Origin of the sequence: Legionella cherrii, from assembly GCF_900635815.1 — a bacterium.
In the GTDB taxonomy this organism is placed as follows: domain Bacteria; phylum Pseudomonadota; class Gammaproteobacteria; order Legionellales; family Legionellaceae; genus Legionella; species Legionella cherrii.
Genome location: NZ_LR134173.1, coordinates 3,381,846 through 3,407,712 on the forward strand (window position 1 = coordinate 3,381,846; position 25,867 = coordinate 3,407,712).

Genomic DNA, 25,867 nt, shown 5'->3' on the forward strand with positions numbered 1-25,867 from the left:
GAGCAATAGCATGGAGAGTTGTATGAGTAGTATGAAAAGAGAATATTCTTCTTTGAGTCAATTGGCGTTATATGGAGGGTCTCCCATTCGCCAAAAACCATGGCCTACCTATGACAAAGGAAATGTGATCATTGATGAGGAGGACACTGAACTTATCTTGGATGTAATTAAAAGTAAACGATTGTTTCGCTATGATAATCGTGAAATCAAAGATACTAAAGTAGGACAATTCGAGGAAGGACTGAAGGAATACTTTAAGTGTGAATTTGCACTGGCTGTAAGTTCAGGTACTGCCGCAATTTCACTACCCCTTATGGCTCTTGATCTACCTGACGATTCATTAGTGGGATGTCCGGCCTATTCATTTACAGCAACACCGAGTGCCATTATTCAAGCAAAATTAAAACCATTCCTTATCGAAGTCGATCGCGATCTTCATATGGATCTTGGGGATCTTGATAAAAAAATTAGTCGCCTGAAAGCATTAGTGGTGGTTCATATGAGAGGATTTCCCGCCCCGCTCCCCCAAATTATGGCAATCGCCAATAAACATGGCGTGCCTATTATTGAAGATGCGGTTCCTAGTCTTGGCTGTAAATTAAAAAATAAATATTTGGGTACCTATGGTTTAGCTGGGGCATTTAGCACTCAATCAGATAAATCATTGAACACTGGAGAAGGGGGCTTTATCTTAACCAACAACAAAGACCTCTATCTAAAATGTGTGATTTTATCAGGAGCTTATGAGCGTCTTTATGAAAAGCATTTTTCCGACCAACCTTGTACCATTGATTTCACCAGGTTGCCGTTATTTAATTTTCGCTTGGATGAAATCCGTGGTGCACTTGGAGTATCCCAATTAAAAAAATTAAATAAGCGACTTGACTTGTTGTCACAAAATTATGCTTACGTCATTCAAGGCATTAGCCCTTTAAAATATTTACGCCCACGTGCTAGCTGGGATAAAACCGCATTGCCTCTGGGTGATAATCTGCTTTTGGAGTTAGAGGGATCGAGCGAAGACTGTTGTTGGTTTGCCGAAGCACTTACTGCAGAGGGGATCGACACGAAAGCGCTTGGTGATCTCAATAAAATCAATGTGCGAAGATTTTGGGACTGGGCCTATTTATTCAAGGATGTATCGAAACAAAAAATTCCCAAGCTTTATCCTAACAGTTTTAGATACATTAGTTCTTATATTGATATTGCGCTATCACCCACATTGGGAAAAGAAGATCTGGATGAACTTATAACTGCTATCAAAAAGGTGCATGACCATTATGAACTCAAAAAATGATTTGAATCATTGTGTTGCTTTAGTAACAGGGGGAAATGGAGGATTAGGACTAGCCATGGCATGTGCTTTGCAACAAGCAGGCGCACAAGTTATCATTTGTGGCCGAGATCAGGAAAAATTAAAACAAGCCCAAAAACACCACTTAATTCCTCTAACAATGGATGTGAGTTCGGAGGAAAGCATTCATGCTGGCTTTAAATCCATTGAAGACCAATTTAAAAGATTGGATATCCTGATTAACAATGCAGGTATCTATGAGGACCAGCATCTTTCAGCTCTTTCACTGAAACATTGGGAACATCTCATCCGTACCAATCTTACTTCAGTATTTCTTTGTTCTCAAAGTGCAGCTCGTTTCATGAAACCACACCATCGTGGAAAAATTATTAATGTGGGTTCTATGTATTCACTATTTGGACATCCTAATTCGATTGGATATGCCACAACAAAAACAGGAATTTTAGGTCTCACTCGATCGCTTGCATTGGAACTTGGTCCCTGGAATATTCAGGTAAATGCTATTTTGCCGGGTTGGTTTGAAACTGCAATTAATGGCTCCTTGCCGCAAACAACTCGCGGCGAAGAAATTAGGAAGAAAACACCACTCGGTAAATGGGGAAAACCCCAGGATATTGGGCCTTTGGCCGTTTTTCTCTCTTCAAGCGGCTCAGATTTTATCACCGGAGCCATGATCCCCATTGATGGTGGATACTCGGTTTCTGATCGAACAATTTGGTGATGCAGTCACGGAGGTGCGTCAATCCCGAACGCCGTGAAGATCTCCAATACCATCAATATTTGAGCTCAAATCAGGAGATCCTTCGCGTACACCACTCTGAATAATAAGTAAGACATTACCTTGATAAATTACTTGGAGTTGGCTTAGAGTCTAATTCAGAAATTGTTGCAATCACTGAGTCCATTAACTTTTGTTCACTCATCCTTGTTTTTTCTGGCTTAAAGTTCACATACGTATTATCTATCACTACGTCATAGTGGCCGTCTTCACAGCACTTTATCTTAATATGGATTGATGAGTAGTTCTCTGGGAGTTGTATTCCAGCATTTTTGATAAATTTTTCCACATTCTGTTTTGATTTATTAATCTTATTAAAACATTTAATAAAAAAAAGCTCCTTATTCTTTGATGCAAGCAATTCATGAAGTTCTATAGGTAACTTTTCGCTAAACTTTTCTCTATTTACTTCCCATATAAAATGCTTCATTACTGCAGTAGCACTGATGTTCTTTAATGAGGTTGGTTGATCTGGCATAAGTATCTTCTCTATCTATTTTTTGACCAAAATAAAAAAGCAATTATTCCATAAAATTACATTCTGTTAATAAATAACGCACATTGTCATGAAAAATGTGTGCCGACAGGTTCATCGGGTAATTTATTTATTATTATTATTAATCACTTACATGGAGAATATAACAATTCAGGCTCCAGTATAGGCTGCTCATGTTTATCTTGATGATAAGAAAATAACCTTGGTGAATTCTTACTATCAGTAGATGGTGATTCTTGAAATAAATAATCAAATCGTTGATGTGAAAAATCAATGCCTCTCACATTGGTCTTTAATGATTTGAAAATATTGAGATCAGCTACATCACTTTCTGTTTTTCTCTTTGGAAGTAGTGCATTGTATTTCTCCAATAATGCCAAAACAATTTCGTTCTCCGTAGCATGTTCCATCTTTAATTTTTCGCATCGATACCTGCCATTACCCTTATAAATGCATTCTACACTTGCCCATTCGCGCTCGGGACAATCAATATGTCCACATATCACTACGCTATCCCCAGGGGCTATATCTTGCTCATTAGCATCAAGTCCCATTGTTTCACTATCTATGCTTTCCTCTTTAAGATCTATAGGCTCAGCAAGAAAGTCTTCATTGTAAACTTCTAAAAACTCATGTTTTATTTCACTTTCTGTCATTGCTTTAGGTAAACCAAAGCCTCGATATTTATGATCCCCCATCACCATAGAGTGCAGTCCACTTCCATTTTTAGATGCATCAAATAAGGTAGCCGTCCTATATTCAGGGAAATTGTTGAGATAGAGCCAATCCCCGGGAATTAACTCCTCTTGCGTTAAATCAAATTTATAAGGAAGTATTTCTTTTAAATCGTCTGCAAAATTTCTGGATAAAAACAGACCATCTGCAATGATGAGTGGCTTTCGTGCAAAAAGAAGATCAAAATTCTTCGCACCCACGGTGTCTAATAACGCTTTATATTGAATAGAGAGCATCCAACTATGACATTCAAGTACCACAAGATGAGAACCAGCAAAAATTGAGTTGATAGCTTCAGAGGGACGCTGTCCATTTTTTAATATAAAAAAACCATTTTGCTTATTCGGCATATGCCAATAATGTTCATTGAGCTGCAAATAATTTTCTTTTTGTGTTGGATATCTATAATGTTCTGCTTCTAAATGAAATTTATCCGTATCCATGAGCTTTATTGCATTATATCGAAACAATAATTCCGCATTAAATCGTTTATACGATTTAAAATAACGAAGACTATTAACCATTTTTAAGAGGATCTCTCTTTTTAAAGGATCCCCCTCTTCCCTTGTTAAAGCTAATCTTCTGATTTCCAATTCTGAGGCCATTTTTTCAGGGGAAGACCCAAATTTTGTGAGATTGGTTACACACAGTTGCGTTAGAAAACTACTGTCGTTAAAAAACTTTTCATAGCTTTGAATTATCTGGAATCGTTTAAAATCCTCAATGAGTTCCTGAAGATTACTAAAAACAATTTTCTTCTTATGGTTCAATATCATATCAAATCGACGTTCATTGCCTGCGATTGCAGATCTTAATTCGTCAGATTTAAAATCGTGAGTGATCTCAACATACTTTTTATTTTGGTAAAAAAGGAACACGAGCATGAGTTAAAAGCATATCGTTGCTAGGTCACATATTGTTACACTTACCCCCTAAGTTGTAAATATTAGTTACACCAGGGATTATTAATTCACTATTTGAGAAGAGTAAGAACAACTTTTTTAAACGAATTAAGCAAAGCGAATGTCCCGACATCAACAAGTTGTTGCCCTATTTTGCCACTCCAATGCTTTCGTTCCAGTTTCCAACCTATAAAAAAAGCAGAAACAAGCAGTAACAAAGTAGGTACATGAAAACGAGTTAGTTTACTTTGGGCAAAATACTCTTGATGTTCAGCTACTTTGTTGCTCTGGAATCGCAACTTCTTGTCCATCAGTGCAATTTGTGCCCGAATCTGTCTTCTCGAGTTGCTCATGCTCTTCGCTCTTTTGAGAAAAATATGCTCTTGTTTTAGGAAAACTCATACTTTTTAAGTTATAGGATAAATACTGAAGCAATCCAAGTAAGAATCCCACATTCAACAGTAAAACAAGGGAGATAGATAACAGAAAACGATTAGATGCCAAAAATAAAAAATACCCTATTAAAAACATGGCACTTAGCCACACCGTAATCAGCACCACAAACAGCATGCATATATTCAGTAACAAAGGAAAAACGCTAAGCCCCGCCAACTTTGCTTCAAGACGAATTAAAGACCATACTGTTTTAATAACGGATATTTTTGCAGTAACTAGAGCTTCTAACTGTTTAAAAACTTCCATTACTTTTTCATTAACCGAGATAATAAAAAGCCAATTCCTCCTGCGATTAAAACAGAAGTTAATGGATTGTCTTGTACTTTCTTTATTAAATGATCAGAATATTCTTTGACATTTTCTTCCACTTCATTAGCCTTGGATAATCCTTCTTCATACAGTTGATTTACCTTTTTTTTCCCTTCATTTAATAATTGGCTTGCAGCTGCCTCAAGATGGTCTTTAGGAGTATATGTCGGTTTCTCACTGGAACTTTTCATGTTATTACTCTCCTTAGTTAACAACGTTTTCTTCATGCATTTCGTGAAACATAATATATAAATATAGTTATTGCTGGAGATAAATCAATAAATACTTTCCTTTTTTATTGAGCGTTTGACTCTTTTTGGGACGTCTAGGAGTCAATTAAATCGTGCGTCATTCCAGCCCCTTTGGAAAAATCAAAAAAGATAAAAATCTATTTTCTTATGATGGGGGTTTTAAAAATATCTCAAAAATCATTTTTATCATTAATGATTATTAATTAAGTGTCATCTCCTAATCGTATCTATAAGTGAGCTGAAGCATGGAAAATTACACAACTTGATTAAATTAAAAAATTATGTACGATACATGGGCATTATAAACGGAGTAAACATTATGCCCTACCCCTTTCTTCTAAGGAATTTACAGCAACTCGAAGAGGATGTAACCTTTTATTCTCGCAGCAAAACCCAATATTTTACCCCAAAAGTTACTTTTAACTTTTCTTTTTTTACAGAAGTTTATCACTCGATTCAATCCATGCCGTTAGACTACGATAAAATTGAGTTGATGGAACGCCTTCAACAAAAAGTAATTGCACCAATCACTGGTTTTCATCCTAAAATTTTTTACACTTTTAATTTTGCTCCTTATATTGCTCAATATAAGCCTTTGCTTGAGCAATTAAACGCATTACAAACACAAGCATCACATCTCTTCAAACATTATTTTGATGCAGAAAGACCCAGTTTTGATTGGCAAAAATTTCATGATGTTCGAAGCCGAATCGAAAATTTGCCTAACTCTGCAGATAAAATACAACTCATGCAGTTATTCGAGTTTAATGTATTAAATACAATCTCGTTAGTAGAGCCGAAAGCGTTCACCAACTTTACTTTCTCATCCCAATTAACACCAAAGGAATTGCCTCTATCCAACCATTCTTTTCACTGAATAAAATGATTATGGGGAGCTTGTTGTGTCAGTACAATCAAAATAGGATTCAGTGTTCTCAGAAAATAAGGATTTGCACAATAAGTAAAAATAACAAGCTTGTGGATCGCGGGTAATAAACTATATTTTAGTTAAGCTATTATTATTGTATTGGAAAGCATATTAAATAAGGAGATAAATATGTTGAATCTCGATACAGAAACAATTCGTGATCTTCTGGATAAAGCGCGACAATTTCAGGTTAAGGAAGAAGTTAGTTTTCCAGAGGTCACTGAGGACATGGATGCCTTCTATGTATTAGCTGATTATCAAAATGATCCAGTTTATCAAGAAACCGTTGAATACATAGATAATTTACGTCCTGATCAGCAAGCAACCTTAGTGGCGCTCATGTATTTAGGCCGGGGCGATTATACTCGAGAGGAATGGAAAGATGCGCTACAGTTTGCCCAAGAAGAAATAACCGACCATACCGGTGAGTATTTACTATCCAGACCAACAGTAGCTGATGATGTTGAACGTGGTTTAAACATGCTTGGTATTTCCTATCAAGAATAGCGTCTAAGGAATAGGACTATGCCATTCGTCAATATCGGTACCTCTGGATGGGTCTATAAAGGTTGGAAAGAAATTTTTTACCCGAAGTCTGTTGCAGAGAAAGATGAATTGGCGTATTACGCGAACGTCTTTAACACAGTAGAGCTCAATAGTAGTTTTTATCACGTTCCCTCTCCAAAATCCATTGCAAAGTGGAGAGAAACTACTCCAGAACAGTTTATTTTTTCGTGTAAAGCCAGTCGCTATTTAACCCATGTAAAAATGCTGAAAGACGTTCAAGAGAGCGTTCTGTATTTGCTTCAGGTCATCGAAGGATTGGAAGACAAACTCGGGCCGGTTTTATTTCAACTCCCACCTTATTGGCCTTTTAATCTAGAGCGTTTGGAGCAGTTTGTTAAAGCATTACCTGAATCATTTCATTACACATTTGAATTTAGAAATAAAACCTGGTTACGTCAGGAAGTTTATGATTTGCTCGCTAAATACAATATAGCGCTTTGTTTTTATGATTTTAAGGGATATCAGTGTCCAGAAATTATAACCAGTGATTTCATCTACTTACGATTGCATGGACCGCATCTCGATCCTTATTTGGGTCATTATGAGCAAAAAACGCTTTTAAGTTATGCCCATAAATTTGCCAAATGGCAGCAGGAAGTGAAACAAATTTTTTGTTATTTAGATAACGATCAAAAAGCAGTTGCACCCTCCGATGCTCAAGAATTGCAACGATTAGTACAATTGACATTTAATAGCCCTGATCAATAATTTAAAGTTGATATGGAACTCTTTTGATTTATTAGGATGATGAATGAACTTTGATAAGCAATATCAACATAAATTATGTTCTGCAGATGAAGCAGTCAATCGGATTCCTCCATCTGCAGTGATTTCTATAGGCATGCGTGCCGCTACTCCTCCAGCCTTATGCCATGCACTTGCTGCGCGCGCTAAAGCAGGTGATCTAAAAGAATTAAAGGTTTACTATCTTCGTTGTGGTCCCATCGCTCTGGAAACTATTTTTCAAGAAGAATTATTGCATATTATTCGACCCTACACTTCTATGATGTCCAAAGGAGAAGTTGAATTAGCGGAACGCGGGTATCGTCTAGGTAAAAAATACATCAATTTTGTCCCCATAAGCTTTAGTCGTTATCCTGGCACCATTATGTCCATTACCCAACTGGATGCGTTCATGGTTACAGTCTCCCCTATGGACCAGTTTGGTTTTTTTAATTTAGGCACTAACGGCGATTATGCTATTGAATTAGGGCGTTATGCGAATCAATTAATCGTTGAAGTCAATGAGAACATGCCCAGAACTTCGGGCTCTACATTAATTCATATCAGTGAAGTGGATGCCATAGTCGAAAATACCACCGCTTTGATTGAGGAACATTCAAAGCCTGCTAGTGACTTGGATCGTCAAATTGGCCAATACATCACCTCCCTTATCCCCAATGGAGCAACCATTCAAATGGGAATAGGTGGTGTACCTAACGCAGTATGCGAACAATTAATCGATCATAAAAATCTTGGCATACACACTGAGGTGATTACGTCAGGAATGGTGGAGCTTATCAAGAAAGGAGTAATTACAAATACCAATAAAAAATTAAATCCTTACGTCAATGTATTTACCTTTGCAATCGGTGATCGACCTTTATATGATTTTATAAATAATAATCCTTCTATGTTTTGTCTTCCGGTCTCCTATGTCAATGAACCTAAAGTGATTGGGAAAAATAACCTAATGACCTCTGTTAATGCCTTCATCGAGATTGATTTTAGTGGCCAAGTCAATGCCGAGTTTATTGGTCATCAATTTTCAGGTGTAGGCGGACAATTGGATTTTATTCGTGGCGTTCAGTATTCTGAAGGTGGAAAGACTATTATTGCCAGTAGTTCTACAGCAAAAAATGGAACTCTATCCCGGATAGTTCCCCGGCTCTCCTCAATCGCTACAGATACCCGACTTGATATTGATTATGTGGTTACTGAATACGGGGTAGCCCAATTAAAGGGACGCTCTACCACTGAAAGAACGCACCAATTAATTCAAATTGCCCATCCAGACTTTCGTGAGCAATTAAAACAACAAGCAAAAACACAAGGATTTATTTAGAATGGATTTATCACGATCACCCGCCCTGCTCTTTACACCCGGCAATAAACCGGAGCTTTTCACAAAAGCACTGACTTCAGGTGCAAATGGCGTTATTTTAGAACTGGAAGACGCTATCTCAGCAGCAGAGAAAGACAAAGCTCGAAATCATGTGGTTCAATTTTTAAAGAAAAAACATCCAGAACTGCTCACTATAGTTCGCATCAACCATATCACTACTGATGCAGGTCTTCCTGATTTGCTCGCCTTAAGACAAGATGATATTTATTGTGATGCCATTTTATACCCCAAAACAGAAAGTGCTGAAGAGTTAAATATTGTTTATAAAATACTCCATTTAGAAGCGCGAAATATTAAACTTTTAGCATTGATTGAAACAGCAAAAGGGTTGCTGAACTTACATTCAATTGTTACTCATTCCCCAGTCGCCGGTTTAGTCTTCGGGGCTGCAGATTTTGCCATCGATATAGGGTGCCAGATGAACTGGGATGTTCTTTTGAATGCACGCCATCACATTGTCCAGGCAGCTGCACTTACTCACATTCCAGCAATTGATTCTCCTTTTTTCGATTTTACAAATGAGGAGCAATTAATTTCTGAAGTGATTCGGGCCAAGGAACTTGGTTTTAAAGGAAAATTAGCCATTCATCCAAGACAAATCATTCCCATAAAACAAAATTTTGCACCAAATCAAGCAGAGGTAAAACGAGCAAAAGAAATTGTAGCGCTTTTCGAACAATCTGGAGGCAAGGCATGTCAATACAAGGGACAAATGATAGATGTCCCCATATACCAACAAGCTCAAGAAGTACTTAAATTATCAAACAATTAAAAGGTAATGAATATGTCACATCAAAGCTATAAATCTATAGGAAACAAGCGCTTGCGGGAAGATTTTGGTTTTTACTTTGAAGATTTTGAAGTGGGACAAATTATTGAACATAGGCCCGGAAGAACCATTACCCAAAATGATAATATATGGTTTACCTTGCTGACAATGAATACCGCTCAATTACATTTTGATGCACATTATGCTGAACACACCGAGTGGAAAAAACCTTTAGTTGATAGCACATTTACGCTGGCGATTATTACAGGAATGACCGTTAATACGATCTCCAAGAAGGTAGTCGCGAATCTGGAGTGGGATAAAGTTAAATTATTAAAACCTGTATTTGAAGGAGATACGATTTACGCTGAAAGCGAAATAAAAGCGAAACGAGAATCAAAATCAAGACCAAATCAAGGAATAGTTACTGTAGAAACGCGGGGAATTAACCAACATAAAGAACTATTTATGTCTTTTGAGCGAACTGTTTTGGTATATAAGAAAGGAGGTGCGCCAGAATATAACATTTAAATTATTTTATTTGTAACCTGTGAGCTTGCAACCGCCCATCTACTCTGCTTTGTATGCTTTTAGACATGGCCCGGGTGTCTCGAGGTACCGCAGCTTGTCTGCAGAATTTAGGGAAAAAAGCAAACGATAAAATTTGGTGGCTCCCCTAATGGGGTACGCCGTATTCAGATATTTATTAAAAAAATACTCAAGTACTGCAAATTAGAGTGAGTAGATTCAGGGGAAACCTTAGCTGAAAAAAATGAATAAGCTCTAGCAAAGTCTTAAGAAGATAAACTAAAATGGAGCAGTTTAACTGCTGATAAATAATAATTTTTTACACAGGCGTCCATTACATGAACATTCATACTGTTGTCAAAGAGCAGAGACTTTTTTCAGCTGGTGGAGCGGCGAAAGCTATCGATTTTCGTAAACAGCAACTGCAGAAATTAAAAACTGTTCTCAAACAAAATGAGCAACTGCTCTCGGAAGCCCTCTACGCAGATATAAAAAAATCACAATTCGAAACGTATTTAACTGAACTTGCCTTAATTTATCATGAACTCGATAAAGCGATTAAATTCGTGAACAAATGGGCTAAACCCAAAGCAACACGAACTGAACTGGTGAACCAACCAGGAAAAAGTTTTATCTTGCCCGAACCTTATGGGACAACCTTGATTATTGGAGCATGGAATTACCCTTATCAGCTTACATTAATTCCTTTAATTGCCGCTATAGCGGCAGGGAATACCAGTATCATTAAGCCAAGTGAATTGCCGCAAAATACCTCCTCTGCGCTCGCCAAAATAATCAATCAAAATTTTGATCCAGCTTATCTTTATGTTGCAGAGGGCGGAGCTGATGTCACGCAAGAGCTTCTGAGTATGCGTTTTGATAAACTTTTCTTTACGGGCAGTACCACAATAGGCAAAATCGTGGCTAAGGCTGCTGCAGAACACTTAACACCCATTACTCTGGAATTAGGGGGCAAAAGCCCTTGCCTTGTTTTTGCCGATGCCGATCTGAAAATTTCAGCACAACGAATTGTATGGGGTAAGTTTTTAAATGCCGGACAGACCTGCATTGCCCCCGATTATCTTTTAGTTGAAGAACAGATTTATCAACCCTTATTGGAAGAGCTCAAAAACCAAATCGGCAAAGTAATTGGCCCCAATCCCCTTGAAAGCGAAAGTTACACCCGTATTATTAATCAACACCACGTACAACGCTTAAAAAAGCTCATTGATCCGCAAAAACTATTCACGGGTGGACAAGTCATTGAGACTGAAAACTATATTGAGCCAACCATTCTTAAGGATGTACGCTTTACAGATGAAATCATGAAAGAGGAAATTTTCGGTCCCATTTTACCCGTTATTCCTTTTAACGATCTAGAACCTGTCCTCCAAGAAATCAAATCACGCCCACGACCTTTGTCTCTCTATATTTTTGGGAAAAATTCAAAAGTGCACACCCGAATTTTAAATGAGATTTCTTTTGGTGGTGGATGTATTAATGATGTGATCATGCATATTTGCAATTCCCACCTTCCATTTGGCGGTGTAGGCGACAGTGGCATGGGAAGTTACCATGGTGAAGCCGGTTTTAAAGCATTCAGCCATTTCAAAAGCATTTTAAAAAAACCATTTTGGTTTGAACTTCCCTTGAAATACCTGCCCTATACCCAATTGAAATTAAAAATAATTCGGGCAATTTTAGGGTAAATCAGCATACATAAACCTTAAGGGCGCACGTTCATCTGGAATCGATTAAGAGTTTTTTTGCTGAAAACCGATTCTTTTTGGGCATAGAACGACACATTTCAAAAGCTGCATCATTTTGATTTTGGGTATATAGAGCAAACGAAATTTCAAAGACAAAACCGAAACTTATTATCCCACGGCTTATACATGAAAATTACCATAACTCGATAATTATCCATTCCTGATTAAACTCAAAATCCAGGAGTTTTTATCAATACTAGCCTAACTCAGGTTTTCCCCAAGTCCCAGATTCTTTTTCTGCCATACGTTGCGCTCTTTTAGCAACAGCTTCTTGTAGCTCAAGAAAAAAAAGAGAAGGCCCTAGAGATGTATTGGCTTCTGATTCAAGTTGTTTACCCCATGAGGCATCCAGTTCAGATTGAATATTTAATTCGGCATCCAGCATTGAATCTAAAGCATGGGTCGTTTCTTGAAAGGCGATTAAAAATGATCTGCATTCCTGAGCAAAAGATGGATTTTCCTGCAAAATCAATGCAGAAGAGCTAAGAAAACCAATAAGCCGTTCGTCTTTATGTTCTTTTCTATGCTGGAGCACGAGAAACAAAAACTCTTTTAATAAAGGATAAATTAATAAGTAATCTTTATCTTTCTTTCCATATTGTTCATAGTGATCCACTAATTTTTGCAACAGCTGAATGCATTCTTTACTCACTGGCATTTTGCGCTCCATGCAAATACTATACGTTTGTTTATTAAAGACCTTGATCGCTCATTAAGCAAGAAATGACACTATTTGATTTTCTAGAAACATTTAAACCCACTTTGATGCATTTCATGAAAATATGAATTGTTTCTCTTGTAGGCGTTGAATAATAGGTCTATAACTTTAAAAATAAAGAGAGCAACTTATGTCAGAAAATAAACGTAATAAACCAAAAACCTATCATTGCAAGGAACCCCCTACTTCAGCTTTATCTGCAGAAAACTCATCGCTTACATTAAGCATCATCAAAGCATTACCAGGAAGCATCTATTGGAAAGACAAAAATGGAGTTTATTTAGGTTGCAATGACGCCATGTTGGAAATGACTGGGATGAAATCCATCATTGGAAAAACTGATTTTGAAATGCCTTGGGCTGCATCTGCAACAACGATTCGCAACAACGATTTAAAAGTAATGAACCTGAATTCCTCATTGGAATTGGAAGAAATCGGAACCATAGCAAATGGAGAACAAGTAGTCGTATTAACCCGTAAAACTCCTTTACATGATGAACACGGCAATGTCACCGGAATTATTGGCATCTCCTTAAATATAACCAATCGAAAAAAGCAAGAGGCTGCTCTCTGTTCAAGCCAAGAAAAAACACAATCCACCTTGGAAAATATTTTGGCCAATATGCCAGGACATGTTTATTGGAAAGACAAAAACGGGGTTTATTTAGGATGCAACAATCGCCAAGCTCAAAGTGTAGGGTTTCAATTTGGCTATGAAATCGTAGGAAAAACTGATTTTGACCTACCTTGGGGCAAAAACCAGGCTGAGTTATTTCGACAAAATGACCTTCATATAATGCAAACAGGCGAAACTGAAATCATAGAAGAAAAAGCGCAAGTAGGTGGTAAAGATGCCATTTTTTTAAGCCATAAATCACCAATGCGCAATAAAAAAGGGGAAATTACAGGGGTACTAGGGATTTCCATTGACATCACAGACCGAAAAAAAATTGAAGCAGAGCTCAAAATTGCTAAAGAAAAAGCAGAAGCAGCAAGTCTGGCAAAAACAGAATTTCTGGAAAATATGCGTCACGACATTCGTACCCCCCTTACCGGGATCGTAGGATTTGCAGACCTTATCCAATCTGAAGCAGAAAGTCCTAGAATTAAAGAATATTCAGAGAACCTAGTGGCATCCAGTCATGCTCTGCTTGATTTTATGGATGATGTACTTGAAGCAATTCATGTAAGTTCTGGTGAAATTCCCAAAGTGAGGAAAAAATTCGTATTACAAAAAATAGCCCAACATGTGATTGACCTGAATAGAGCCAAAGCATCTTCTAAACGACTGACATTATCTCTAGAATTTGATCCCGATATTCCCAGATTTCTTATTGGAGATCCGGTTCGTATCCATAGAATTTTACTCGAACTGATATCGAATTCATTGAATTTTACCGATGCCGGGTTTGTGAAAGTAACAGCCAAGCTGGCAAAGCAAGAAAACCGTGAGGTGATCATCCAATTTGTCGTGGAAGATAGTGGCATGGGGATTCCGAAAGACAAGCAACAAGAAATTTTTCTCCAATTCAAACGTTTAACCCCTTCCTATAAAGGAATTTATAAAGGAGCAGGTTTAGGGCTTGCTGTAATCAAACAGTTTATTGATGAGTTAGACGGAGAAATATATGTCGAGAGTACTGTGGCCAAAGGAACAAAATTTACTTGTATCATTCCCTTAAAAACAGCACTTTTGGAAGATGAAACAGGTATTGATAAAGATTTTGACTTCAATATATCAAGTCTTAAACAAGACAATGCCATAAACACTCCCTCTTCAAATCCATCAACTCATTCATTCAAACATCGTATCTTGCTCGTTGAAGACAATACTGTGGCGCAAACCATAGCTAAAGCCATGTTAAATCACTATTACTGCCAAGTAGATATAGCAGTTGATGGACAATCTGCATTACAACTTTGGAAGAAAAATAGGTATGACTTAATTTTTATGGATATCGGTCTGCCTGATATGGATGGTTATCAAGTCACCCACCACATTCGTGTGCAAGAAGTTTCAAAAAAATATCACACCCCCATCATTGCGCTTACCGCCCATGTTGGTGAGGAAAATAAACAGCGATGTATCGAATCGGGCATCAATGCGGTGATCAGTAAGCCATTAACGCAAAAAAAATGTGGTGATATTTTAAGCTCATTTATTCCTTCCATACTAAAAGAAAGGACAAATTCTCCTGAAAATTGTATTTTTGAGAGACCTGCAACACAAGAACAACTCTTTGATCTTTCTAAATTTCCACTACTTGATGTTGAGGAAGGAATTAAAACTACGGGTACAGAAAATACACTTCGCGACATGCTCAACCTAATGCTCGATCACTCTTTTGTCGAAGATATTGCTCTGCTAAAAAAAGCACATGATCAAGGTGATTGGGAACAAACCCAAAAAATCACTCATAAAATTAAGGGAGGGGTAGTATATGTTGGTGCCACTCGAATAAAAATGGCTTGCCAATATTTTGAAGATTATTGGAAATCAGGACAACGTGATTTATTGGAGCAATTGTATCAACAAATTATACTGGTTATTGATAAAACAGCCTCTGAAATTAAAAAATGGATCGCATCAAAAACACCTCTCTAAAATCTCTAGAACCAATCCCCTCTCCCACAAATGAGCATTATTTCATGTCCTTCCTGCCTTCGCAGGAATGGCATAAATTCACTTTGATCATGTTCTTATTCTTCTGTTTATAATGCCCACCCGTGGGAGAATGAGGAGCGTTTCCTCCAGTATTTAAGCGAGGAGATCCCTCGTCTCACTCGGGATGACGGGGGGCGGAGAAAGGGGATTTGCAGGATATTTTTTAAATCGAAGTGCAACAGGTCTTAAATAGTTTGGATAATGAGGTTTGATTAAATAATCATAGGTAGCAGCCATCGCTTTGTTTCTGCCACTGGGATAAACTTCGAAATCGTATGCCTTTTCTGTCCACAGACACATTACAGAACATTCTTCAATCAAATAATCAAGACATAGTCGAAACGCCCTTTCAGAGTCAACGTTTTCAGTAGAAAATCGACTCAGGTATCGGCTTAAAAATTCATCGATATTGGCATGAATTGCCTGACGGAATGATTCATTAAGCTCATATTCTTTTTGGACGCGCAGATGACTGCTAATGAAATTCTGACTGTTGTACCAATCATCCCAGCGCATGATCTCATAAGGGATGGTTAGCTGATTGTAAGCCATTTCATTTCGCTTTAGCCAATCATCGCCTTCTTTCACCGCAAGTTGATATAATTCATCCGCAGTTGCATGATTCATAATACCCATTGTATGACGTTGCACACTATCATCAACAAGGATGGTACATTGTTTAAAAGAGGCATTAATCAATTTAATAACTGCCGCAAATTTTTCGCCTTCATGAATAGGTTGTCCTACACTAATGGGCATAAGGCACGAGGATTGAGGAAACAGTTTTCTTTCCTCTACTGGGTTTTCTCTAAAGGAGGCTTTCACTATCCTGTTATCAACTAAGCTCATCGTCCTAACCTCCTTCTGTCTAAATCACCACTATTTTTGCGTAAAAAGAGATCATATTTTATTTTATTAAAATCATCCTGTCTATTAATAAATCATTGACATAATAATTAATTAAGGTTTTTATTATATAATGTAAGTAATAGAACCAATACGAGTGTGAAATGCCTTATAGAATCAATAATCCTGGCGGTGGCGATTGTGGATTTTTTGCGTTTGCAATTGGCGCCATAAAAGACATTCAAGATGAATACGCACTCTATGGAAAAAGCGCAACCTATGACCAGTGGATCAGAAAAGGCCTTCTTGGCGTTAGCTTGCAAGAGCTCATCGACTTTGATTTAAATCGGTTGTATGAGTCTCCTTATCATTATAAAAATGAGCTTTTGTCTACATTACAAATGTCTTTAAGAAACATTGCCGCTGATGCTTACACGATCGATCTTTTAAATAGAATACGAACTGAAGCAGTGTCGAAAGATGAGGAAACCTTGATTGAAGGTTCACCTGTTTATCACAAATTTATGGAATTGGTACGCTTTTATTTAGGTAAGGAAAAGAATAATCTCGCTGAGATAAGTAAATTTAATGAGCTCGCTTTATCTCCCCAAGTCACGACCCTAGCAGAAAATACGGCACGATCACTGCAACCCAAGCTTACAGCGAAACCCCTTTCTGAAGCAGAAACAAATACAATAGAAAATGCCCATGTCAAAGAAGCATTATTAAAAGACGTCATGCAGGGTGATCGAGTCAATCCAGGTTCTGTTATTTTAAAAGGCGTTGAAAAGATTAAGGAACAAGGACGATGGGCAACACACGGTGATTTGAAAGAAATTGCCGTGCAACTGAATAAAAATCTCTACGTGGAAGGCCAACTTAACGGAGACCCTGATCCTCGTTTGCGTACTATAGTCTTAAATAACGAAGATAATGCGCATTGGACAACCCAAATAGAGCAATTACCTCCTAAACGTCAAGAATTAAAGAAAGAGGAAGCTCCCTCAGTAGCAAAAGAAGAGGAAGTGATTTCTGCATCCGTAAGCAAACCAATTAATGCAGAAAAAGCAGACGGTTATCAGCAGCATGTAAATGATTTGATTCATGCTGTATCAACCCAAGGCTTGTTTTCTCAAGTTAAAAATAAGATTAATGTTGAGGATATTGACACAGCTGAAGCATTAAAAGGCGAATCGGATGAAGATTTTGCGAAACGCTTGCAAGAAGCGGAATACAGACGTGCTTTTAAATAAAAAACTAAGATAGAAAAATGAAAGTATTCGGGGAAAAACGGCTCTTTACTTTTTAAACTAATTCACAGCATCTCCGTGGTCCACTGGCTGTACCTTAACTCTTTATAATGCTATAAAAATCTTAAGGAGTCTAAATTTAGGTACTTACTAATGAGCACCATTCATCGCTTTATCGAAGCCCAACAAGGCCAAAATTCATCGGCCTCATTCGAACAAGCTTATAATGAACTCAAAGCAGGCGGCAAACAAAGCCATTGGATATGGTATGTCTTCCCTCAGCTCAAACAACTTGGATTCAGTTCAACAGCCCAATATTTCGGGATTGTTGATTTCAATGAGGCCTGTGCCTATTTACAAAAACGGGGAGCTTTTTCAAAATTATCTCAAAGTCACCCAATTAGTAGAGCAACAACTAAAAAGCAAGATTCCTGTTTTGACCCTTATGAATGGAGAAATTGATACTCAGAAGCTGGTCTCAAGTCTCACCTTATTTCGTGCTGCGGCTTCATTTCTTTTGCATCAAGGAGATACTTCTCAGGATTTTGCCGCACTGGTAAAGTGCTGTGATCAGATTCTTGCAGAGACTTCGAAACAAGGTTATTTTCCCTGTACGAGAACCCTTGAAGCGTTGACTTCAAAAAAATGAATGCATTAATGTTTTCTCTTGTTTAAAGCAGTGTATGATTGCTTTCATGACAATAAAGTGAATATTGGAAAAAAAATGAGAAAGCTTGTCTGTGTATTTTTTCTCTGCTTCTATCAAATGGCAAATGCAGATAACCTCACTACAGTAGAAAAACATATCGCTCAGTACATTACTGCCAATTCCCAAAAGCAACTTTCATTATTGGAACAATTAGTGAATAGAAACAGTGGGACTACCCACATTGAGGGGGTTCAGCGGGTAGGAAACATGGTACGCAAACAATTAGATCAACTTGGATTTAAGACTTATTGGGTCAATGAACCACCTGCACAGCATCGCGCAGGCTCTTTGGTTGCTGAACACTATGGAAATAAAGGCAAAAAACTGCTTTTAATTGGACATCTTGATACGGTGTTTCCTGAAAATAGCCCGTTTCAACATTTTGAACAGAAAGGAGATGTTGCAACTGGACCAGGAGTCATTGATGATAAAGGTGGAGTAGTTGTCATCCTTTATGCCCTAAAAGCGCTGCAAGAAGCAAAAGCGCTTGAGAATGCAAATATCACGGTTATCTTAACCGGTGATGAAGAAGACTCCGGGAAACCCATCTCGATTTCCAGAAAACCTTTAATCGACGCTGCAAAAAAGTCCGATATTGCCTTGGATTTTGAATGGGCGATTACCCCAGATACGGCAACCGTTGCTCGTAGAGGAATAACACACTGGACATTGGAGGCTCATGGCAATGAAGCACACTCGTCAGAAATTTTTCAAAAAAAAGCAGGTTATGGTGCTGTTTTTGAGTTAGCACGAATCTTAAATACGATGCGTACCCAGCTGAGTAGAGAACGCTTTTTATCATTTAGCCCCGGCCTTATTTTAGGGGGCACAACGACGAACAATAAAAATAATTTTCAGGGGGACGCCTTTGGCAAAGGAAATGTAATCGCAAAAATTGCTTTAGCAAATGGGGACTTACGCTTTATCTCTGAAGATCAAAAGAACGATGCAGAGAAAAGAATAACCGATATTGTTGCCGATCATCTGCCTGGAACTACAGCCTCCATTAAGTTTCAAGATGGGATTCCCAGCATGCCACCTACTGCTGCTAATGAAGCTTTATTAAGACAATACAGCCAAGTGAGTGAAGATTTAGGGCAAGGGATGATACTTCCTCTTGATCCAGGAACACGAGGTGCAGGTGATATTTCACACATTTCATCCCTGGTGGATGGTGCATTAGCAGGTTTAGGCCCTGTAGGTACCGGAGCACATTCTGCCGAAGAAACTTTAAACATTCCTTCTCTTACCACACAAACTCAACGCGCCGCTTTATTGCTTTATCGGTTAAGCAATTAATTAAAATGAAGTCATCTTGTCAAGCCCTAAAATGATTCCTGATGATATATACTTATAAAAATAACACTCCCTCTTGGAGTACTTTATGAAATCAAAGATAGAAGAAGAAAAAGAGGCTGCAAAACAACGGTACCAAGAACTGTTAGAGGCATTGGCTGTGACGAATAGAGCACACCAAAACGTGTTATTTGAAATTCGACCCAATCAGACTTTTTTTGAGGAAATGTATGATAAGGGTAAGGTGACTCCGCTCCATGTTGATTTTGTATCTAAAAACTCAGGCGCCAAATTTACCATAGAGAATAAATTTTATCCGAATAGCTGGGTCATTAAAATACCAGATAATGCAACCAAGGAAGAAAAAGAATGTATCAGGGATATAACTCTTGAAGTCATTGCTCATCCTAAAAATGCGGCTCCAGGTTATCAACCTAAAATGATAGCGTTTTTTCCTGATAATACTCCAGAAGAAGAAATTGTTGATTTTGTTAAAGCAGCTAAAGAAAAAGGAATAGAAGTTAATCTATTTATTGGAAAAAAAGAAGAATATGACAAAATCCAAGAGGTTCATGAAAAAAAGACAAAAGAGATTATTGCATCAGAAAACTTGGATAGACTTCCAGGTTGGGATGGTTTTGTAAAATCCGTTCAGCGAAGTGAGGGAGGAAGAAAAGGTGAAGAATTTCTCAGCAAGTTTAACTCGGAACATACTAGCTCCTTAACTCATAATTAAAATTTATTTTTTTTATTCCTTCAATTTTAGCAATGGTTGCTTACAGAAACGTTATAATATTATTAAGAGGCTCCCTTTAATTTAGTAATGGCTCTCCACCAAAGGAAAACAAGCGATTTAATTTGTTTCAAGTTATAGCTATTTAAATCAAGGGATTTTATTAAACATTCAAGAATATAATTTTTATGGATTGTCCCAATTTGATTCCATCTATTTATCGCAGTTCTTACTTAAAGCTGCCTTCTAATTTTTATGAGGTGATCGCTCCAACACCGATTGAACATCCTTATTTCGTTAAATACAACCATGAATTAGCTGCGTACCTTTGTACCCCGAATTCCACCTCAGCTGATGAACAGGAGCTCTTATCTTTTTATGCTGGGAACTCAGTCCCCTCGCACCTTACAAGTATTGCCTTAGCTTATGCAGGCCATCAATTTGGGTACTATGTTCCTCTTTTGGGAGATGGTCGCGCGGTATTGCTTGGCGAAATACGAAGTCATGATGGAAAACTATGGGACATTCAGCTTAAAGGTTCTGGAAAAACAATGTTTTCACGAATGGGTGATGGTAGAGCACCGCTTTCTGCGGTATTAAGGGAATATCTGATCAGCGAAGCAATGCATGGGTTAAACATTCCAACCACCCGTTGTTTGGCGGCCATTGCAAGCAAAGAAAAAATTCATCGTCAAAACGGCCCCGTCCCTTCAGGTGTATTAACTCGCGTTGCCTCCAGTAGTTTACGCGTTGGTTCTTTTGAATATGCTGCAGCTCAAAAAGATAACCACTTGCTAAAAGCCCTCGCGAATTATGCCCTTGAAAGGCACTATCCTGAGATTTTATCCTGTGAAAGCCCTTATCTCGAATTATTTAAAAAGGTTGTAGATCGCCAGGCACATCTTATTGCTGAATGGATGGGGGTAGGCTTTATTCATGGCGTCATGAATACGGATAATATGACGATTTCCGGCGAAACAATTGATTATGGACCTTGTGCATTTATGGATGAATTTGACTTTGGTACCGTATTCAGCTCCATTGATGTTACTGGTCGTTATGCATTTGGAAATCAAGCCACCATAGCAAAATGGAATTTAGCACAGTTTGGTAAAACCTTATTGCCTTTATTTGAAGCAGATAATGCACCACAACAAGTGCAAGAAGTTCTCGATTCGTTTAATACGCTTTTTTCTCAATATTGGAATAAAAAAATAAGAGAAAAATTGGGTTTGTCCGATGATAATACGAATCCCGCAGATCTTATTAAAAATTTCTTAGGATTATTACAAGAATATAAACCTGATTTTACCAATACCTTTCGTCTCCTCAATCAAGCAATTGAGAGTGAAAGCCATCAGAACGAGTTAATCAAGGCTTTAGGAAATCAGCCGCATAGTAAGCAGTGGGTTTCTGACTGGTTAAATTGTATTAAACAGCAACATGTTGATCTTGCGGCAATAAAAACTAAGATGCATCAGGTAAATCCAGCATATATCCCAAGAAATCATTTAGTTGAAAATGCAATTAATGCGTTTATTGAAGACAATGACAGTACTTTAATGGATACGCTGTTAGGGGTATTGAAAAATCCTTTTCAACAACAAGAAAATACCGAAAACCTGCAGTGTTTGCCTTCGCCACATGAACGAGTATATCAAACGTTTTGCGGAACCTAAAAAATAATGAACCCTGTGGCCTGGCTGAAGCGCAGCGGAACCCGGGGTTTCTGGATTAAACCTCTAAACCCTGTTCTACTGCGCTTCACCCAGGTTACGAATAAACAACTTAAATTACTTTCTGATACAAAACCTCTTTTAATAAAGCTCCGCCCTCATAAAACTCTTCTAATTTAGTTGCGCTTGTGGCTTCAAAACCTAAAGCATCATAAAATTTACGTGCTTGAATATTGTCTTCAAATACCCATAAAAGTATCTTTTTATATCCTTGATTCGCAAGTTCAGAAATTGCAGCCGTACATAATTTAGTGCCCAATCCTATTCGCCAATAGTCTGGGTGCAAATAAATCGCACTGATTTCTCCCATGGTGTTGTCTGCTCTAAAATCACGAAAAGGACAAATACTTGCAAAGCCTATGAGTTGATTGTTTATTTCCATGACTAATATTTTAACATCCTGTTTTATCAAATCATGCCATTGTTGAGTTCGCTCTTTTAAGGATAAGTTTTGTAATATAATTTCTGGGATAAAATCTCGATACATCTTTTGCCAGGAGGAGATATGAATCTGTGCTATCGCTTCAGCATCCTCTAATGTAGCGGTTCTGATATTAGGCGTTGAATAATTTTTAATCATAATAAAAAGCCTTCAAGACGCAATTAATTTTTAGTAGCCAAAAATTATTCACGTTTTTAAATTCAATATTTAAGTAATGTATTGGTAATATGCTATGTTAGAATAGAAAAATTGTCACTAAAAAGGATTTATCCATGAAGAAAAACAAACAAAAAGAACAAATGATCATGGGGGCTTTGCTCTTATTTATTGCGTCCATAGCTACTGCAGATACTGTAACGAGTGATATTGCTAACACCGATGGAACTGCAATAGGAACAGTGGTTTTTGAAGACAGTCAATACGGTTTGCTGATTAAACCTCAATTGACTGGACTTCCCGCAGGCACTCATGGTTTTCACATCCATCAACATCCTGACTGTGGAGATCATGCTAAAAATGCTGGCGCCCATTTAGACCCATCGAACACCAATAAACATCTTGGCCCATATGGCGAGGGGCATTTAGGTGATTTGCCAGTGTTAATTGTTGATAATAATGGAACAGCTAATACACCCACATTGGCACCGCGTTTAAAAACCAAAGATATTAAGGGACATGCCATTATGGTCCATGCAGGTGGGGATAACTATAGTGATAATCCTCCCTTGGGTGGCGGTGGCGATCGTATTGCTTGTGGAAAAATTGCAGGCTAAAAACTGAAGCGAAGCGTTTAGATAAGTGCCTGTCATTCCCGCCCGCGCGGGAATGACACAATAAATAATGGGTCCTTTATCCTATATAAAGACCGATAAATGACTCAAAAAAATGATATTCAGTACTTGCGTCATCCACATGATTCCCATCTCATCTAAAAGCCAACTAATTTTTAAAACAAAGTATTTTCTTTTTTTTTATTACTTGGCATCATACGCCCCTCAAAAATAATAAAGAGGGATAAAGTATCATGGCTGGTTTTTTTTCAAAGTGGAATGAATATTCTAGTCTAAGAAATAAATATGCTGAATTAATTCCTATTCCAAATCCATCCTATTTTAAACCGATTCATCATCTTGATGAATTTACTGACCTTCTTGTTCGCCCAATCCATTGTCCTATCTGGTTAGGAGTGAACGCCTTATTGTTCTTTTTGAAAAGTTTTATTTACTTGGCAGCGACTATGCTATTAGTTATACCTGCTTTGTTATTGGCAATTTTTGCTCCGAGAGAGAAGATGAGCGCCAATGCATGTTCTTCATTTAAATCGTGTTTAGCACAAACATTTGTTGATGCAGCCATGGGGATTATCGCAACCTGTGCAGCGATTGCTTCTCTTATTTTTAATCCTATCTATCTTCTTACCCGATGTCTGGGTACCGTTGTTGAACATCTCAATGATGTAACCGAAGGATGTTGCAATTTACAGATTGCCCGATTTTGATTTCTTGTAGGCTGAGATAGGGGTGAAGATCTTAATTTGCGATTAAACACCCTAATCCGACTTGGCGGGCACCTTCTCCCTATGGGGGGAAGGGATTCACTCCAAACCCTCACTTTCATTTTAAGGGGATTGACTGTATCTCCCAATTAATTCAGTCTGCTCTATAATATGATTTTGCATGGCTGTTTCTATCTCTTTTTTCGTCGCATGCTCACCTAAATTTAAAAAGGTATCTAAAGCATACAGCTTGAAAAAATAACGATGAGTACCACTTGGTGGACAAGGCCCACCATAGCCTGTTTTTCCCCAACTATTTCGTGCACTAATTGTTTGTGATGGAATGCCAGCTCCTGTTTTAAGTTCATGACATTCAGCAGGTAGATTAAATAAAATCCAATGGACCCATAGTCCCATTGGGGCATCAGGATCATCCATAATCAAAACAAAAGATTGGGTATTCTTTGGTGCATCATTCCACACTAATGGAGGTGAATGATTGACGCCATTACAGGTATATTCTTGAGGAATAAGGGCATTATGGGTAAATGCAGGACTCTCAAGTATCATAGCACACTCCTTATGCGAAAGCTTTATTTGCAATTTAGACTAATTTTGCTCAAAAATACAGGGAGGAAATTTTGTCCTCCTGAATTAAAATTTTAATTTCCCACTCAAAATCTGCCAGAGCATGACAAAATCGCCCATTAAACTGTATAGAGGATAATGAAATGTTGCCGGTTTATTTTTTTCATAGACATAATGTCCAATCCAAGCAAATCCATAGCCTGTCACTAGCATCAGAATAAGCCATAGCCAATACCAGGAAATAAGAAAAAAAAGGAAACACAAGCAGGCCAAAGAAGTTCCAATAACATGCAAACGTCGGCACATCATTGTTTTATGTTCATTGAGATAAAAAGGATAGAACTCATTAAAATTCACAAATTTCTTTTCGTTCATCACCGTATATAAAATAACCCTAATTTTATAAAGTATAGTTTAAAATCTCATTCCGATGTTATGATTAAATAAAGATGCTTTTTTATTCATCAACGTGGCGCATTGCAAATAATGAACGAAATTAACCCAGAGCAATTAAAAAATTTACTTAACGAAGCAACTCAAAGTATTGAGTCATCCAAAAATCTTCTTCAGGAAATACTCAACTCTCCTAAAGAAGAAGACTCTTCCATGGAAGATACAATTTGCTCAATCCAATTAGTTCTTCAATATCGTTTAAATAGTCAGGATGCTCTTGCTATTCTGTTAAGCATTGATCAAAACGTGCTTTTTCTCCTAGGCATTCAACCTCGACATTCCCCTAAAATGAACCTTGATCGCCTTGCCTATGCTTTGGGGAATGAAGATTTGAAGCAACTACTCCATGCGCTTTCTCTACTCGTTAATTCCTTATTAAAGATCGCAAACCGATATCAAAAAAATCATTTAAGTTTTGAATTAAGTCATCAAAGAAAACCCAGCCGACAGAATATGCTAATTAAAGGGATGCAAAAACTGATTTCACAACAAAATCATTTTTTAAATTTGATTAAGAAACTTGAAGAAAACGTCACTCTGCTTTTAGAGTATCAGTCCGTCGGGCCACTTTTTGATCATATAGCTGCACTTAGAGGACCAATTTCACAATATTACCAGGCCATATTAAATGGTCTTGATGAAACAAAACAACTTTACGAAAAAATAAATAAGCCCGAATTGTTGGAGCACAAAGTAGAGCTTCTTTTAAAACAAGCAGAAGAAGTACTCAACATCATGCCGTCCCTATACAAACCTCGCCCCTCGTACAGCCCCCAACCAAGCAAGCTGTCTTCGGAACAACTGGAACAACGTGCGACTGCAAAACGTTTACGCCCTTTTTTCTAGAATATATCTTTCTTTCATTAAGCTATCTGTCGATCACATTTTCTATCGTCCTCGCAAAGGATCATACCTCCGCTAGGAAGAAAGTGTATGGAAGCTTCCGAAGAGTTCATTCAGTAAGATCTGCCAAATTCAGCTGCTCAGGGAGTAAAGTGGAAAGCCAGA

Annotated in this window: 29 protein-coding genes; 19 read left to right on the forward strand and 10 right to left on the reverse strand. The window is 37.7% G+C overall.

The genetic code is table 11. The features are described 5' to 3' along the window. The first annotated feature begins 22 nt into the window (after positions 1-22). Together EL022_RS14460 and EL022_RS14465 are read left to right on the forward strand one after the other, a co-directional pair. Positions 23-1,297, forward strand: coding sequence for a DegT/DnrJ/EryC1/StrS family aminotransferase (locus tag EL022_RS14460; RefSeq protein WP_051544386.1), 1,275 nt, complete (start codon positions 23-25; stop codon positions 1,295-1,297). Next, entirely contained in the window at positions 1,281-2,036 is a 756-nt protein-coding gene (locus EL022_RS14465) for an SDR family NAD(P)-dependent oxidoreductase (protein WP_035900403.1), read from the forward strand. Before EL022_RS14460 ends, EL022_RS14465 begins: the two co-directional genes overlap by 17 nt. A gap of 115 nt (positions 2,037-2,151) precedes the next feature. Here the strand turns inward: EL022_RS14465 and EL022_RS14470 are convergent, their stop codons facing one another. The 5 genes from EL022_RS14470 to EL022_RS14490 all read right to left on the reverse strand — a co-directional run bounded on the left by EL022_RS14470 (position 2,152) and on the right by EL022_RS14490 (position 5,182). After that, the gene (locus EL022_RS14470) at positions 2,152-2,571 is read right to left on the reverse strand and encodes a hypothetical protein (protein WP_028379899.1); all 420 of its coding nucleotides are present in this window, start codon (positions 2,569-2,571) and stop codon (positions 2,152-2,154) included. A 143-nt stretch (positions 2,572-2,714) separates the two neighbouring features. Next, positions 2,715-4,208, reverse strand: coding sequence for a transglutaminase (locus EL022_RS14475; protein ID WP_051544385.1), 1,494 nt, complete (start codon positions 4,206-4,208; stop codon positions 2,715-2,717). 89 nt (positions 4,209-4,297) lie between these two features. Continuing rightward, on the reverse strand, positions 4,298-4,525 hold the full coding sequence (locus EL022_RS14480) for a hypothetical protein (RefSeq protein ID WP_237761332.1): 228 nt from the start codon (positions 4,523-4,525) through the stop codon (positions 4,298-4,300). Next, positions 4,497-4,928: a hypothetical protein gene (locus EL022_RS14485; RefSeq protein ID WP_028379897.1), complete on the reverse strand. Its 432-nt coding sequence runs from the start codon at positions 4,926-4,928 to the stop codon at positions 4,497-4,499. The genes EL022_RS14480 and EL022_RS14485 overlap by 29 nt, the downstream gene beginning before the upstream one ends. Next, entirely contained in the window at positions 4,928-5,182 is a 255-nt protein-coding gene (locus tag EL022_RS14490; protein WP_028379896.1) for an ElaB/YgaM/YqjD family protein, read from the reverse strand. Before EL022_RS14490 ends, EL022_RS14485 begins: the two co-directional genes overlap by 1 nt. 379 nt (positions 5,183-5,561) lie before the next feature. Here EL022_RS14490 and EL022_RS14495 point away from each other — a divergent pair, with 379 nt between their 5' ends. From EL022_RS14495 to EL022_RS14525, 7 genes are all read left to right on the forward strand, one after another. Then, a complete protein-coding gene (locus tag EL022_RS14495; RefSeq protein WP_051544384.1) occupies positions 5,562-6,119 on the forward strand; it encodes a hypothetical protein in 558 nt (185 codons plus the stop codon). A gap of 180 nt (positions 6,120-6,299) precedes the next feature. Then, the gene (locus tag EL022_RS14500) at positions 6,300-6,677 is read left to right on the forward strand and encodes a DUF3775 domain-containing protein (protein WP_028379895.1); all 378 of its coding nucleotides are present in this window, start codon (positions 6,300-6,302) and stop codon (positions 6,675-6,677) included. Between the two features lie 18 nt (positions 6,678-6,695). Then, positions 6,696-7,445: a DUF72 domain-containing protein gene (locus EL022_RS14505; RefSeq protein ID WP_028379894.1), complete on the forward strand. Its 750-nt coding sequence runs from the start codon at positions 6,696-6,698 to the stop codon at positions 7,443-7,445. Positions 7,446-7,488: 43 nt separating this feature from the next. After that, complete coding sequence (locus EL022_RS14510; protein WP_028379893.1) at positions 7,489-8,802, forward strand: acetyl-CoA hydrolase/transferase family protein; 1,314 nt, start codon at positions 7,489-7,491, stop codon at positions 8,800-8,802. Position 8,803: 1 nt separating this feature from the next. Then, the gene (locus EL022_RS14515; protein ID WP_028379892.1) at positions 8,804-9,634 is read left to right on the forward strand and encodes an HpcH/HpaI aldolase/citrate lyase family protein; all 831 of its coding nucleotides are present in this window, start codon (positions 8,804-8,806) and stop codon (positions 9,632-9,634) included. 12 nt (positions 9,635-9,646) lie between these two features. Beyond that, on the forward strand, positions 9,647-10,162 hold the full coding sequence (locus EL022_RS14520; RefSeq protein WP_035900402.1) for a MaoC/PaaZ C-terminal domain-containing protein: 516 nt from the start codon (positions 9,647-9,649) through the stop codon (positions 10,160-10,162). Between the two features lie 335 nt (positions 10,163-10,497). Continuing rightward, a complete protein-coding gene (locus EL022_RS14525; RefSeq protein WP_028379890.1) occupies positions 10,498-11,868 on the forward strand; it encodes an aldehyde dehydrogenase in 1,371 nt (456 codons plus the stop codon). Positions 11,869-12,124: 256 nt separating this feature from the next. Here the strand turns inward: EL022_RS14525 and EL022_RS14530 are convergent, their stop codons facing one another. Continuing rightward, complete coding sequence (locus EL022_RS14530; RefSeq protein ID WP_051544383.1) at positions 12,125-12,586, reverse strand: hypothetical protein; 462 nt, start codon at positions 12,584-12,586, stop codon at positions 12,125-12,127. 190 nt (positions 12,587-12,776) lie between these two features. Between EL022_RS14530 and EL022_RS14535 the strand changes: the two genes are divergently transcribed. Then, complete coding sequence (locus EL022_RS14535) at positions 12,777-15,251, forward strand: PAS domain-containing sensor histidine kinase (RefSeq protein WP_028379889.1); 2,475 nt, start codon at positions 12,777-12,779, stop codon at positions 15,249-15,251. 153 nt (positions 15,252-15,404) lie between these two features. Here EL022_RS14535 and EL022_RS14540 read toward each other — a convergent pair whose 3' ends face one another. Then, on the reverse strand, positions 15,405-16,160 hold the full coding sequence (locus tag EL022_RS14540; RefSeq protein WP_051544382.1) for a hypothetical protein: 756 nt from the start codon (positions 16,158-16,160) through the stop codon (positions 15,405-15,407). Positions 16,161-16,321: 161 nt separating this feature from the next. Here EL022_RS14540 and EL022_RS14545 point away from each other — a divergent pair, with 161 nt between their 5' ends. The 6 genes from EL022_RS14545 (at position 16,322) to EL022_RS14565 (ending at position 21,824) form a co-directional block, all read left to right on the forward strand. Next, positions 16,322-17,410: a hypothetical protein gene (locus tag EL022_RS14545; protein ID WP_028379888.1), complete on the forward strand. Its 1,089-nt coding sequence runs from the start codon at positions 16,322-16,324 to the stop codon at positions 17,408-17,410. A 150-nt stretch (positions 17,411-17,560) separates the two neighbouring features. Then, positions 17,561-17,869 carry a DUF1810 family protein gene (locus EL022_RS16515; RefSeq protein ID WP_241972200.1) on the forward strand — a complete coding sequence of 103 codons (309 nt, stop codon included), beginning with the start codon at positions 17,561-17,563 and terminating at the stop codon, positions 17,867-17,869. After that, on the forward strand, positions 17,853-18,056 hold the full coding sequence (locus EL022_RS16520) for a hypothetical protein (protein ID WP_241972201.1): 204 nt from the start codon (positions 17,853-17,855) through the stop codon (positions 18,054-18,056). The genes EL022_RS16515 and EL022_RS16520 overlap by 17 nt, the downstream gene beginning before the upstream one ends. Positions 18,057-18,131: 75 nt before the next feature. Beyond that, positions 18,132-19,415, forward strand: a complete 1,284-nt coding sequence (locus EL022_RS14555; protein ID WP_028379886.1) for a M20/M25/M40 family metallo-hydrolase — start codon at positions 18,132-18,134, stop codon at positions 19,413-19,415. Positions 19,416-19,500: 85 nt separating this feature from the next. Next, entirely contained in the window at positions 19,501-20,148 is a 648-nt protein-coding gene (locus EL022_RS14560) for a hypothetical protein (RefSeq protein WP_028379885.1), read from the forward strand. A 200-nt stretch (positions 20,149-20,348) separates the two neighbouring features. Then, complete coding sequence (locus EL022_RS14565; RefSeq protein ID WP_241972202.1) at positions 20,349-21,824, forward strand: protein adenylyltransferase SelO; 1,476 nt, start codon at positions 20,349-20,351, stop codon at positions 21,822-21,824. Positions 21,825-21,933: 109 nt separating this feature from the next. On the opposite strand, the gene EL022_RS14570 is transcribed toward EL022_RS14565, so the two are convergent. Beyond that, positions 21,934-22,461: a GNAT family N-acetyltransferase gene (locus EL022_RS14570; RefSeq protein WP_028379883.1), complete on the reverse strand. Its 528-nt coding sequence runs from the start codon at positions 22,459-22,461 to the stop codon at positions 21,934-21,936. Positions 22,462-22,595: 134 nt separating this feature from the next. Between EL022_RS14570 and EL022_RS14575 the strand changes: the two genes are divergently transcribed. Together EL022_RS14575 and EL022_RS14580 are read left to right on the forward strand one after the other, a co-directional pair. After that, positions 22,596-23,096, forward strand: a complete 501-nt coding sequence (locus EL022_RS14575) for a superoxide dismutase family protein (protein WP_028379882.1) — start codon at positions 22,596-22,598, stop codon at positions 23,094-23,096. A 251-nt stretch (positions 23,097-23,347) separates the two neighbouring features. Next, the gene (locus EL022_RS14580) at positions 23,348-23,821 is read left to right on the forward strand and encodes a hypothetical protein (protein ID WP_028379881.1); all 474 of its coding nucleotides are present in this window, start codon (positions 23,348-23,350) and stop codon (positions 23,819-23,821) included. Positions 23,822-23,941: 120 nt separating this feature from the next. Here the strand turns inward: EL022_RS14580 and EL022_RS14585 are convergent, their stop codons facing one another. After that, complete coding sequence (locus EL022_RS14585) at positions 23,942-24,388, reverse strand: YbhB/YbcL family Raf kinase inhibitor-like protein (RefSeq protein ID WP_028379880.1); 447 nt, start codon at positions 24,386-24,388, stop codon at positions 23,942-23,944. Between the two features lie 84 nt (positions 24,389-24,472). Further along, on the reverse strand, positions 24,473-24,781 hold the full coding sequence (locus EL022_RS14590) for an Mpo1-like protein (RefSeq protein ID WP_035900399.1): 309 nt from the start codon (positions 24,779-24,781) through the stop codon (positions 24,473-24,475). Positions 24,782-24,892: 111 nt separating this feature from the next. Here EL022_RS14590 and EL022_RS14595 point away from each other — a divergent pair, with 111 nt between their 5' ends. Continuing rightward, positions 24,893-25,705 (forward strand): hypothetical protein, encoded by an 813-nt coding sequence (locus tag EL022_RS14595; protein ID WP_028379878.1) that lies wholly within the window; start codon positions 24,893-24,895, stop codon positions 25,703-25,705. Positions 25,706-25,867: the final 162 nt, after the last annotated feature.